Source organism: Enterobacter cloacae complex sp. P29RS (assembly GCF_014893445.1).
GTDB classification, from domain to species: Bacteria; Pseudomonadota; Gammaproteobacteria; order Enterobacterales; family Enterobacteriaceae; genus Enterobacter; species Enterobacter intestinihominis.
On the sequence record NZ_JADBPZ010000014.1, the window covers coordinates 88296 to 101045 of the forward strand.

General features: G+C 56.4%; 9 protein-coding genes. 6 read left to right on the top strand and 3 right to left on the bottom strand.

Annotated features, from left to right (window positions below; genetic code table 11):
* Nucleotides 1-51 precede the first annotated feature (51 nt).
* Entirely contained in the window at nt 52-579 is a 528-nt protein-coding gene (locus tag IM282_RS12480; protein WP_045308383.1) for a LuxR C-terminal-related transcriptional regulator, read from the bottom strand.
* Between the two features lie 668 nt (nt 580-1247).
* Between IM282_RS12480 and pgaA the strand changes: the two genes are divergently transcribed.
* The 4 genes from pgaA to pgaD are packed head-to-tail and all read left to right on the top strand — an operon-like array spanning nt 1248 to nt 7387.
* The gene (gene pgaA, locus IM282_RS12485; RefSeq protein WP_192970449.1) at nt 1248-3686 is read left to right on the top strand and encodes a poly-beta-1,6 N-acetyl-D-glucosamine export porin PgaA; all 2439 of its coding nucleotides are present in this window, start codon (nt 1248-1250) and stop codon (nt 3684-3686) included.
* 8 nt (nt 3687-3694) lie between these two features.
* A complete protein-coding gene (gene pgaB / locus IM282_RS12490) occupies nt 3695-5632 on the top strand; it encodes a poly-beta-1,6-N-acetyl-D-glucosamine N-deacetylase PgaB (protein WP_192970450.1) in 1938 nt (645 codons plus the stop codon).
* Nucleotides 5625-6956: a poly-beta-1,6-N-acetyl-D-glucosamine synthase gene (gene pgaC, locus IM282_RS12495; protein WP_063850063.1), complete on the top strand. Its 1332-nt coding sequence runs from the start codon at nt 5625-5627 to the stop codon at nt 6954-6956. The genes pgaB and pgaC overlap by 8 nt, the downstream gene beginning before the upstream one ends.
* Entirely contained in the window at nt 6953-7387 is a 435-nt protein-coding gene (gene pgaD / locus IM282_RS12500; protein ID WP_192970451.1) for a poly-beta-1,6-N-acetyl-D-glucosamine biosynthesis protein PgaD, read from the top strand. The genes pgaC and pgaD overlap by 4 nt, the downstream gene beginning before the upstream one ends.
* Nucleotides 7388-7439: 52 nt before the next feature.
* On the opposite strand, the gene gss is transcribed toward pgaD, so the two are convergent.
* Complete coding sequence (gene gss, locus IM282_RS12505; RefSeq protein WP_155026025.1) at nt 7440-9302, bottom strand: bifunctional glutathionylspermidine amidase/synthase; 1863 nt, start codon at nt 9300-9302, stop codon at nt 7440-7442.
* Between the two features lie 183 nt (nt 9303-9485).
* On the opposite strand from gss, the gene yghU reads away from it, so the two are divergent.
* Complete coding sequence (gene yghU, locus IM282_RS12510; RefSeq protein WP_023298592.1) at nt 9486-10352, top strand: glutathione-dependent disulfide-bond oxidoreductase; 867 nt, start codon at nt 9486-9488, stop codon at nt 10350-10352.
* A 76-nt stretch (nt 10353-10428) separates the two neighbouring features.
* A complete protein-coding gene (gene fucR / locus IM282_RS12515; RefSeq protein WP_038416725.1) occupies nt 10429-11178 on the top strand; it encodes an L-fucose operon activator in 750 nt (249 codons plus the stop codon).
* 2 nt (nt 11179-11180) lie between these two features.
* Here fucR and IM282_RS12520 read toward each other — a convergent pair whose 3' ends face one another.
* Nucleotides 11181-12728, bottom strand: a complete 1548-nt coding sequence (locus IM282_RS12520) for a methyl-accepting chemotaxis protein (protein WP_022649391.1) — start codon at nt 12726-12728, stop codon at nt 11181-11183.
* Nucleotides 12729-12750: the final 22 nt, after the last annotated feature.

The window sequence follows — 12750 nt, forward strand, 5'->3', positions numbered from 1 at the left end:
TTAAAAGAACCCGCCCTCGTGGCGGGTTTGTGCTTTTGGCTTCTGACGAAGCTAGGGATCGTTCCCAGCCGCGTCCAGCAGTTTGTTTTTGAAGATAAACAAACACGCCTCGTTGAAGTTCCCTGCCCCTAACCGCTCCGATAGCGCCGTTCGCTTGCGATAGAGGCTTTTAACCGACATATTCAGCTTATCTGCAATCTCTTCCATTGACCTCCCTGCCTTCAGCAACCGGAGCATTATCGCTTCATGTCTACTCAGCCGTAAGTTAAGCAGCCATTTGGTTGTCAGACGCCAGCCTTTCATATCAAGCACCAGATTGAATAACGACGCCATATCCGGAGGCGTAAGCGACGTGTTCATAAACAGCTTCATACTGTGCAGATCCTCCTCTCGAGGGCGCATATCCAGCATAACGCAGCAGATGGTTTTTCTCGTTCTGGCCGGATGGCGTATCAGGTAATCATATAAACGGAGCGGCGTACGGCTATCAATCAGTACAGTATATTCATTTGCGTCGGTATCAAATATGTTTCTGTCTATCGAACAGAGGCAAATTATATCCGGGAAAAATAGCCGCATCCCCCTGACAAGGAAACAATCCTGAGTCACTAACACTATTGAAGTCGCCACTAATCATCCCTTTTAGATTAAAGCAAGCCCGCCTCTTAAGAAACAAGGACGCTTTCGTTTATAGCGCTTTACATTAACGGCAAATGTTTTCTGGCTTTGATCATCCCTCAATATGACATTGGTGAGCTAGACTTTTTGTAGACTATCACTCAATGCCTGGCGTTAATTATAAATAAAAAAGAATTTCAGAAAAGTCACTTCTCTGAACATTAAGAATTTTTGTCATGAAACTTCCCAAACATGCACCGGAAAGTACTTTAATTAACTCAGCAGAACTTCATTTCAAATATAAAAAAACCGCAAACAGCAAAAGAAAAAACATTTAATATCAATCATTTAAAAAGAACAATCCTGCACTGAATTATCTAAAAAACTTACTTCTTCCAGAATTATCTCAAAACCTCCCAGCCGCTTTTCAACTTATTTATCCCCCAACACATCGGGTGTACATTAAGCCCAATCAGACCACTGAGATGAGGGCGCATAATTACCTTTAAGTAAGTACCCCATAACGTAGCATCATTCAGATTTAATGTTCTCCTTTATGCCCTTTAACGCAGAGTTAAAAGGCGGCCGTGTTATGCAATGGATTCACGATAAACAAATGGCAAATAGATATGGAAAGATCGCTTAGCTTCACTACGTTATTCTTTTATCGCACCACAATATTATTGCTCCTGCTTTTACTCTTTCCTGTTCTGGTTCAGGCTGATGAATCCGTTTATGAGCATCAGATACAACAGGCACGTAACGGTAATTATGCTCTGTTTCTTGATTACCTACAGCGCTATGAGCAACAGCATGCTTTAACACCTGGACAGGTTGCGGACTGGTTACAGGTAGCCTCCTGGGCAGGACGCGATGATGAGGTTATTCGAGTCTGGCAGCGTTATGGTATTTATATGCCGCTTCCCGCTCGCGCCATCGCTGCTGTCGCCCAGTCCAGAAGAAACCAAAAAGCCTGGCCATCCGCCTTATCGCTGTGGAAAGAGGCGCTCAGCCTTGCGCCGGATAACGACGATTACCGCATCGGCTATGTTAAGACCCTGGCCGATGCCCGCAGAGATCGCCTCGCGCTTTCGAAAGCCCGGCAGTTGGTTAAGGACGATCCTTCTCCCGCGCACCTTGAGACGCTCTCCTATGTCTGGATGCGCCAGGGAAAAAACGGGGACCGGCTGCTGGCGGACATGCGCGCGCTAAACGCCGCACCAGGGAATAACGCCCTTCTTCGCGAGACGATCGATGCGTTAACGGATAACCGGGTAAGCACGCCCGCACTCTGGCTGTCGCAAAGCGCAGCGATGTCCCCCGCGGAGCGTCGCCGCCTTGAGCGTAACGCCGCGGCTGAAAAGGTACGCCTGGCGGATGTGCCTGGCAGAACGGAAAAAGAGCGGCTGCGGCTGGCACAAAACGCATTAGATCGCTATCACGTCCTGCTTTCCCGCTGGCAAAACGAACCGCAGGCGGCTGAAGACATCATCCTTGCCCGTATCGATCGGCTTGGCGCGCTGTATGCGCAGGGTGATTACCGGCAGGTTATTAGCGAATATGAGGCGCTGACGACCGCACAGCATCCGGTGCCAGACTGGGCCATCGGCTGGGTGATCTCTGCATATTTGCAGGAGAAAAACACCGTCGCCGCCTTCTCGCTTGTACAACGCTATCCACACTACGCCTCCGATCCGCAGGATGAGGAGCATGCGCTTTTCTACGCCTGGCTGGATACGGGGCAGTATCAAACCGCCCGCCGCTACGTTGAGCGCGAGACCCGCAGCGTTCCCTGGACCCGCTACGATTTCGGATCCCCGACCGCTCAGCCGAACGATCGGTGGCTCACCGGACAGTCACTCAAACTTAACTATTTGCTGGCGACCAACGCCCTGCCCGAGGCCGAAAAGCTGTCGTATCGTCTGGCGTCAACGGCGCCGGGAAATCAGGGATTACAGATTGATTATGCCGCCCTGCTTCAGGCCAGGGGCCTGCCGCGCGCGGCCGAGCAAAAGCTTAAACGAGCAGAGGCGCTCGAACCCACGAATCTGGAGCTTGAAAAACAGCAGGCTTACGTCGCAATGGACCTTCAGGAGTGGCGCCAGATGGATTTACTGGCTGATGACGTAATTGCTCGCGCCCCCGCCGATCGCAGCGCCCGCCGCCTGGACAGGCTCAGAGCGGTCCACCATATGTCAGAGCTGCGTCTGAACGCGGGTAAAGGATTGCACTCAGATAACCCCGTCAGCGGTAGCCACGACATGAGCTGGGACGCCACGCTCTATGGCCCACCCGTGGCGGATAACTGGCGGCTATTTGCTGGCGCCCGCTATGCACAGGGGAATTTCGACGAAGGTAAAGGCATCAGCCGCCACCTGTTGGGCGGCTTTGAGTGGCGCCCACGTGACCTCACGCTCGAAGCCGAGCTCTCCAGCAACCGCTATCACGGCACAAACAGGCCGGGTGCACGGCTCTCAACAACCTACAGCCTGAGTGATAACTGGCAGGTCAGCGGTAGCCTCGAGCGCTTATCACGCGCGACACCCTTACGGGCATTACGCAATGGGATCAGCGCCAACCGGGGTGAAGGTGGGGTGCGCTGGTATCAAAACGAGCGACGTGAATACCAGTTCAACGCCGCCGTCAGCCGCTTCTCAGACCACAACCGCCGTCAGGAATACACCCTCTCTGGGAAAGAGCGTCTCTGGCAGACCCCGACCCTGACGCTGGATCTCGAACCGGGGATCGCCGCCAGTAAAAACAGCCTGCGGAATACGCTCTATTACAACCCGGCACGGGATCTGTCCGTGACGGCAGCCCTGTCCGTTGACCATGAGATGTACCGCCACTACGACACCCTCTGGAGCCAGCAGTTCGTGGCAGGCGGCGGCAGCTACTGGCAGAAAAATCAGTCGCCTGGCGCCATTACCCTGCTGGGTTACGGGCAACGCATTCAGTGGAACAACGTTGTCGATACTGGCGTGATGCTGAACTGGGATAAACGCCCTTACGACGGCAAACGCGAGAGCAATCTCTCCGTCACGTTAGATGCGACTTTACGCTTTTAAGGATGAATATGCTGAATACACGTTTTTCTGTAAGCCTGATCGTCATCGGCTGGCTCTGCCTCAGCGCGAGCCTCTGCGCGCAGCCGCTCTCCTTTATGGCTCCTGAAGAGAGGCCGCAGCTGGAGGCCAGCAAACCCTGGCCGGAGAATCAGTTTCTGGTCCTGGCCTACCACGACGTCGAAGATGATGCTGCCGATCAGCGCTACCTCTCCGTTCGCACCAGCGCGTTAAACGAGCAGATAAGCTGGCTTTTGCACAACGGCTATCACGCCATCAGCGTGCAGGACATTGTGGATGCGCATGAAGGAAAAAAAGCGCTGCCGCCGAAAGCCGTTTTGCTCAGCTTCGACGACGGCTACAGCAGCTTTTACACCCGCGTTTGGCCCCTGCTTCAGGCCTGGAACGTTCCTGCGCTGTGGGCGCCGGTGGGCAGCTGGGTGGATACGCCGGCAAATCAAAAAGTTAACTTCGGCGGTCTGATGACTCCCCGCGATCGGTTCGCGACATGGGACATGGTGCGCGAGCTCAGCCGCTCCCCGCTGGTTGAAATCGGCTCGCATACCTGGGCCTCGCATTACGGCATCCCGGCCAACCCGCAGGGAAGCCGTGAACCCGCTATCGCCAACCGTTTTTTCGATAACGCGACGGGGCATTACGAAACCGATGAACACTTCAACCAGCGGATCGCCGCAGACGTACGGAAAGTCACCGAAAAAATCACCCAGGTGACGGGAAAAGCGCCGCGTGCCTGGGTGTGGCCCTATGGGGCTGCCAACGGTACATCGCTCGCTATCGCCCAGAAACAGGGCTATCAGCTGGCCTTTACCCTGGAGGACGGGCTGGCAAACGTACGCGACCTCGGCAACATCCCGCGCCTGCTGATTGCCGGAAATCCGTCGATAAAAACCTTTGCCAACACGGTTAGCCGCGTTCAGGAGTTTGACCCGGTGCGCGTCATGCATGTTGATCTCGATTATGTCTACGATCCCGATCCGACCCAGCAGACGAAAAACATCAACAAACTCGTCCAGCGGGTCTACGACATGAAAATCAGCCATGTGTTTCTCCAGGCGTTTTCGGATCCGCGGGGCGACGGCAGGATCGGCGCGCTCTATTTCCCCAACCGTCGTCTTCCGGTCCGGGCCGATCTTTTTAATTTTGTCGCCTGGCAGCTACAAACCCGCGCGGGAGTGAAAGTCTTTGCGTGGATGCCGGTCCTCTCTTTCGATCTCAGTCCAGCCCTGCCGCGCGTGCAGCGCCGGGATCGTCAAACGGGAGAGTTGACCGTGGCCGCCGAGCCCTATATCCGGCTCTCCCCCTGGAGTCCGCAGGTTCGCCAGCAGGTGACGGAGATCTATGAAGATCTGGCCCGCTATGCCAGCTTCAACGGGATCTTGTTCCATGACGACGCGGTGCTGACGGACGTTGACGATGCCGGGCAGGAGACGACGCGCCAGAAAAGCCAGCAGCTTATCGGGTTTACCCAGGCCCTGAGCCAGGCGGTGAAAAACATCCGTGGCCCGCAGATCAAAACCGCGCGCAATATGTTCGCCCTCCCCATTCTGCAGCCCGAAAGCGAAGCGTGGTTTGCGCAAAATCTGGATGATTTTCTGGCGGCCTACGACTGGACGGTGCCGATGGCAATGCCACTGATGGAGTCCGTCCCGGCAGAAGAGAGCAATGCCTGGCTGACGCGTTTAGTCAACGCCGTCGCCGCACGCCCCGGCGCGCTGAATAAAACGATTTTTGAGCTACAGGCCAGGGACTGGGCGCAGAAACCGCAGCGTGCCGTAGCCGATGAACGTCTGGTGGAGTGGATGCAGGTGCTCCAGCTGAACGGCATCAAAAATTACGGTTATTACCCCGACGACTTCCTCAACAACCAACCTGATATTTCGCGTATCAGGCCTGAATTTTCTTCGTACTGGTATCCTGACAATGACTGATCGCATTATCGCCTTCTCTATTTTGTGTCTGGTATTCGGGTTGCCGTTAGGCGTAGCCGCGCTGTTTACCGGCGAACTGATTCTGGACTTTGTCTTTTTCTGGCCGCTGTTTATGTCCGTGCTCTGGGTAACCGGCGGCCTCTATTTCTGGTTTCAGCTTGAACGGCACTGGTCGTGGGATAACGCAACACCCGCGCCTGCCTTAGCCGGTGAACCGTTAATCTCGATTCTTATTCCCTGCTTTAATGAGGAACGCAACGCACGGGAGACCATTAGCGCCGCGCTGGGTCAGCGGTACTGGAATGTTGAGGTTATCGCCATCAACGACGGCTCTTCGGACAATACCGCGCTGGTGCTGCATCAACTGGCGCAGGAGCAGCCGCGCCTGCGGGTGATTAATCTCGCGGAGAATCAGGGGAAAGCCGTGGCGCTCAAGGCTGGTGCGGCGGCGGCCCGGGGCGATCTGCTGGTCTGCATTGACGGCGATGCCCTGCTCGATCGCGATACGGCCGCGTATCTGGTGGCACCGCTGATTCAGTATCCCCACGTTGGGGCCGTCACCGGAAATCCGCGTATTCGCACGCGCTCAACGCTGATTGGTCGTATTCAGGTGGGCGAGTTTTCTTCCATTATTGGTCTTATCAAGCGAACGCAGCGGATCTATGGCCGGGTCTTTACGGTCTCCGGCGTCATCGCCGCCTTTCGCCGACAGGCGCTGGCGGATGTCGGGTACTGGAGCCCGGATATGATCACAGAGGACATTGACATAAGCTGGAAGCTTCAGCTGCGCCACTGGGATATCTTTTTCGAGCCGCGGGCGCTGTGCTGGATCCTGATGCCGGAGACGCTCAAGGGGCTGTGGAAACAGCGTCTGCGCTGGGCTCAGGGCGGTGCAGAGGTGTTTCTGGTTAACCTGCGCAAAATGGCCCGCTGGGAGCATCATCGGATGTGGCCCCTGTTTCTCGAGTACGCGCTATCAACGCTGTGGGCGTTTGCCTATGGAGCGACCGTGGTGTTGTTCATTCTTAGCCATATTATCCCTCTTCCCGCGAACCTGGCCGTTGCGAGTCTGTTTCCCCCGGCGTTTACCGGGCTGCTGCTGGGGGTGATGTGCCTGCTGCAATTCCTCGTCAGTTTGTATATCGAGCGGCGCTACGAGCGGAAAGTGGCAGGCTCGCTGTTCTGGGTGATTTGGTTCCCGATGGTGTACTGGATGATTGGCCTGTTTACCACCCTCGTGGCATTTCCGAAAGTCATGCTTAAACGTAAACGCGCCCGCGCGCGCTGGATCAGTCCGGACCGGGGAAAAGGGAGCATTCAATGAACGAGAATACGTTAATTTTGACTGAACATCGGCTGGCACCGCGTCTTTTCGATGCCGCATTAACGCTGATAGCCTGGGGAGGATTCCTGTTTTTCCTGTATGCCAGGCTGTGGATGCAGTTAACCGAGGAGAGCGATCACCGCTGGAGCGTGATTATCGCCTCTTTTAATACAGTGCTGGTCTATCTGCTGATTGCCGCGTTCAACGGCTGGCTGCTGATCCTGTGGTATCAGTACAATCGCCGCCGCGCGCATGTGAGGCGGCGTCATCCGCAAATGTTGCGCCATGACGAGCTTGCCCAAAGTTTTAACGTCACGCCGCACATTATGTCCGAGATGAGCCAGTACAACCTGCTGACGGTCTATCATGACCAGATCGGCCGGATCATTGATTTGAAGATCAGCGAGCAGCAGGTCAAGGAAGAAGAGTAATAAAAAGCCCCCGCAGCATACCCTGCGGGGGCTTTTTTATAACAGGGAGACGTTATTTATCCTTCACCACAATCAGCGGTTCAATATCGCTCTCTTTCTTCACCACCAGCGAGTCATCCCCACGCAGACAGGTTCCGCCATAGTTTCCGCCCACGGTAAAGGTGCAGACCTGTATGTATCTGCCGTCAACCTTTGGCAGGCACCATAGCTGCTGGTAGATATTTTTGCGGTCAACAAACTTGCCGCTGGACTGGTCCAGCAGTTGATCCTGGGCGCCGATCAGATCGATATTGCTCCCGCAGCGTCCGGCTATCGGTTTAACGGCATAGCCTGTCCGTTTCAGCAGCGCATTCACCTCAAAATCGGTATCCAGCAGGTAACGGTGGTTCGGGAACAGCTGCCACAGCACCGGCAGGATCGCCTTGTTACCTGGGATCACCGTCCACAGCGGTTCAAAGACCAGCACTTCCGGGCGCAGCAGGACGTCAATCAGGCGCACTTCACCCTTCGGGTGACCGGTACGGATGGGCACGGCGGCGTACTCGGTTTCGCTCACCTCGCGGATCTGCTCGATCGCCGTTTCCCACGCCCAGGTTTTCCATACGCAGTTGACGTGACGGCCTTCATCATCAATCAGTTGCCCGGCGGCATCCCAGCTCAGCGCGCCCAGTCCATGCAGGATTTTGGTTTCAAACCCGGCCTGGATCAGCGAGCGCTGAATAAAGAGCGCGTGGTAATCCTCTTCGATATCGTTGTCCTGCATGATATGGACGAACGGCCGCGCGTGGCTGTGCTTCCAGGCGCCGGTCAGCTCCTCCAGCAAGCCTTCCGCCGGATTGTGGCCGGTGCCGCGATAGCCGTTTTTCACCCACTCTTCAAGAATCAGCCCGCCCTCGGTATGGCAGGAGGCGGAGTCCGCGTTGTACTCGTAAACCTTAATGCCGCGCTCATCCATGCAGAAATCCATACGACCGGTGATCATATGGTGACGACGCCACTGCCAGGAGAGGCGCAGACGCGGCCAGAGAATTTTCGGGATGTCGAAAAGCGCGAGTAAGCTGTCGTCTTTCAGCACCTTGTCGGTGGCATGAAGGTACATCAGGTGCAGTTCGTTGGTGGCTTTGATCAGCTCCTGCTCGGCACTTTCGGTAATGGTGAAGTACTGGCAGGGATCGTTGTTAATAACGTGGCCGTTCGCGCGAATGTACGCCTGTTGCAGGGCGTCGTTTTCATTGAGCCATTTTCCGTCGAACTGACGGTTGTTCTTCAACCGCGCGCCGCTGATTTTCAGCAGCTCACCGTCGATCTCCGGCTGAGGAATACTGTGTTCCGTCTCCTCCGTCTGGATCATCCAGCCGAGGATCTCGGTATCGCTGAACGTATCATGAAGCGTATAGCAACCGTTCTCAACGCTCAGACGCAGCTCGCGCGTCCACTGCTGCCCCATCGGCAGCGGAGAGTGAATAACGTTCTGCTCGGCAATGCGCACTCTGTCGTCCAGCAACTGGGTGATGACGGCGACGTGGCCGGTCTCTTGAAATTCACCGCCCTTTTGCCAGATGAGCAATGCACCGGCCTGCGGCGCGCGCTTCGAGCCATTAGCAAAGGCCTGTAGCGGCAGGATGTTGTCATTCACCACCTGGCGTAAAAAACGCAGGGAGAAGATCTCCCACGCCATCCCGACGTCGGTAAAGACAAACCCGTGGTTGAGAAACAGGAAACGGCGCGCAAACTCAACGCACTGCCATTTATGGCCCATGTATTCGTTGCCGATATAGCTGCGGAATTCCGCGTCTTCCGGATAGTGCCGCGGATCGAGACTGCCGTAATTTGAAGAGTAAATCGCCACGCCACCCGGCGCATAGCCTAATAACGTCCCGAAGGGTGCGTCACTGCTTAACGTTCCTTTACGCATGTGTCCAACCTAAAACAGGCAGGCGGCAATTTTTTTGTGGGGTTGTCGTCGTCTGCACGTTGTAATTAACTGACAGAGGTGGCGTTATCATACACCCGCCCTGCCCATTACGCTCGCATCGTTAAACGGTTCCCCTATCTCCTGCTACACTGCCTCAACACAACACCAAAAAGGCAGGCCAACATGTCAGATAACACCTATCAGCCACCGAAAGTGTGGGAATGGAAACAGAATAACGGCGGCGCGTTCGCCAATATCAACCGTCCCGTCTCGGGCGCTACGCACGAGAAAGAGCTGCCTGTGGGCGAGCACCCGCTCCAGCTGTACTCTCTGGGTACGCCGAATGGACAGAAAGTTACCATCATGCTGGAAGAGCTGCTGGCGCTGGGCGTGACGGGCGCGGAATACGACGCATGGTTAATCCGCATCGGTGAGGGCGATCAGTTCTCCAGCGGTTTTGTCGACGTGAACCCGAACTCGAAGATCCCGGCACTGCGTGACCACTCCACCACCCCGCCGACGCGCGTCTTTGAATCCGGCAATATCCTGCTCTATCTGGCCGAGAAATTTGGTCACTTCCTGCCAAAAGATCCGGCAGGACGAACGGAAACCCTGAACTGGCTGTTCTGGTTACAGGGCGCGGCCCCGTTCCTCGGCGGCGGTTTTGGCCACTTCTATAACTACGCGCCGGTGAAGATTGAGTACGCTATCGATCGCTTCACCATGGAAGCTAAACGCCTGTTCGACGTGCTGGACAAGCAGCTGGGGCGCGGTCGTTATGTAGCGGGTGAGGAATATACCATCGCCGATATGGCGATCTGGCCGTGGTTTGGCTGTGTGGCGCTGGGCAGCGTCTACAACGCCGCCGAATTCCTCGACGCCGGGAAGTACACCAACGTGCAGCGCTGGGCAAAAGATGTGGCGAATCGCCCGGCCGTTAAACGCGGGCGCATTGTTAACCGCACCAACGGCGAGCTGAACGAGCAGCTGCATGAGCGCCATTCAGCGAGCGACTTCGATACCCAGACGGAAGATAAACGTCAGGATTGACCCATGACCGGGCGGTTCGCCGCCCCTCTTCTGCGATGAGAAAAATGAGTCAGCACGCGTGAGCAAGGATCCTCGAATGTCAGACCAGACGCTAAAAGCGACCCGACAGCAGAGCATCATCACCCTGCTGAGTAAAAGTGACTGGCTGACCACCGATGCCCTGGCTGAAAAGCTCTCCGTCAGCAAAGAGACGATCCGCCGGGATCTGAAGTCGTTACAGCAGCAGGGGAAACTTCTGCGCCAGCACGGGCGTGCGCGTCTGATTCACCCGGACAGCCGCGACAGCGGTGAACCCTTTGGCGCACGCCTGAAAAGCCATTATGCCGACAAAGCCGATATTGCCCGACACGCGCTGGGCTGGATCAGCGAAGGGATGACCATCGCCCTCGACGCCAGCTCGACCTGCTTTCATCTGGCGCGCCAGCTTCCGGATATCGAACTCACCGTGTTTACCAATAGCCTGCCTGTCTGCCACGAGATGGCAAAGCGCGAGCGGATCACGCTTATCTGCTCCGGCGGAACGCTTGAGCGTAAGTATCGCTGCTATGTTAATCCGGCGCTGGTGACGCAGCTTAAAGGACTGGAGATCGATCTGTTTATCTTCTCGTGTGAAGGGGTTGATGAGCATGGCATCCTTTGGGATCCGTCCGAGCACAACGCGGGCTTTAAGGCGCTGCTGTTAAACCGGGCCAGCCAGTCGCTGCTGCTGATCGACAAAAGTAAATTTATGCGGGCAAGCGAAGTGAAAATCGGTCAGCTGTCGCAGGTGACACAGATTATTCAGAGCGATAAATGTCAGGCCGCCAGAGACGGCCTGACGCGATGATGTTACGCGGAGAGACGGAACTTCTGCACTGAGCGCTGGAGTTCTTCGGTCTGCCGTTCCAGTGCGGCCGCAGCGGCGGAAACCTGCTCCACCAGCGAGGCATTCTGCTGGGTCACGCCGTCCATCTGCGTGATGGCTACGCCGACCTGAGAAATACCTTTGCTCTGCTCCTCTGACGCGGTGGCGATCTGCTTCATAATGACGGTCACCTCCGTCACGTCGCGCAGGATAGCTTCCATCGTCGTGCCGGTATCGTTCACCAGCTGCGCCCCCTGCTCCACGCGGGCAACGGAATCCGCAATCAGCCCTTCGATCTCTTTTGCCGCATTCGCGCTGCGGCTGGCCAGATTACGCACCTCACCCGCCACGACCGCAAAACCGCGCCCCTGCTCCCCGGCCCGAGCCGCTTCCACCGCGGCGTTCAGCGCCAGAATATTGGTCTGGAAGGCGATGCTGTTGATAACGGTAGTGATTTCAGCAATTTTCTTCGAGCTGTCCGAAATGCCGCTCATGGTCGTGACCACATCGTCTACCAGCGACCCGCCGCGGCTGGCCGTACTGGAGGCGACATCCGCAAGCTGGCTGGCCTGGCGCGCGCTTTCGGCGTTCAGCTTCACCGTTGCGGTAAGCTGCTCCATGCTGGCCGCGGTCTCTTCCAGCGCAGCGGCCTGCTCTTCGGTACGCGAAGAGAGATCGTTATTCCCGCTGGAGATCTCCGTTGCCCCGCGCCAGATATTCTCGCTGCCGGAACGAATCGTGCTGACCGCCTCCCGCAGGCTGTCCTGCATGGCGCTTAGCAGCGGAACCAGTTGCCCCACGCAGTTGCGGCCAATGGGCTCAATCGGCTGGCTGAGATCGCCCTGCGCAATCTGGCGGAACTGCTGACGGATACGCTCCAGCGGTTTTACCAGCAGCGCCACCAGGTAGCGGTCGGTGAACAGCAGGATCAGCAGACCCACGATCGTGGCGGTAATAATCACCGTCCGGGTCATGCTGGTCAGGCTGTCGACCACAACGCGCGTACTGTCGAGCGCCTTCACCGCAGAATTGTTAAAGTTCTCAACCGCGGCGCCAAACGCGCGGCTTAGCGGCGGCGTAACGTTGTTGGCATGCTGACGATAGCCTTCGAGCGTCGCCTGCTTTGCCTGCACCATCTGAGGCGTAACGCCCCGATCGAGCAGCGCCTGCCAGGTGGAAATCACCTGCGCAGAGACCTTTTCATCCATCGGGCCTGGGGAGATAGCTTTCATCTCTGCCAGCTTTTTACTCATGTTATCCAGCGCCTGCTGAGCAGGAGCCAGGTCCGGCGTGCCGCCCGCTGCTTTAGCTTCCATCGCCCGGCTCAGGCGGGTGACGAAACGGAAATACTGATCGTTGCCCTGGCTCAGCACCGTCATCTGCCTGACCAGCTGGCGGTCAACGTCATTACCATCAGAAACACGAGACAGAGACCAGGTGCTGTAAAGCCCCACGCCTGCCCACATGACACAAAAGATCCCCAGTACCGTCAGCATGACGAAACGGATGGTGAAATTACGAAGCATCTTCATTGAGTATTCCTTGCCGTGAGGG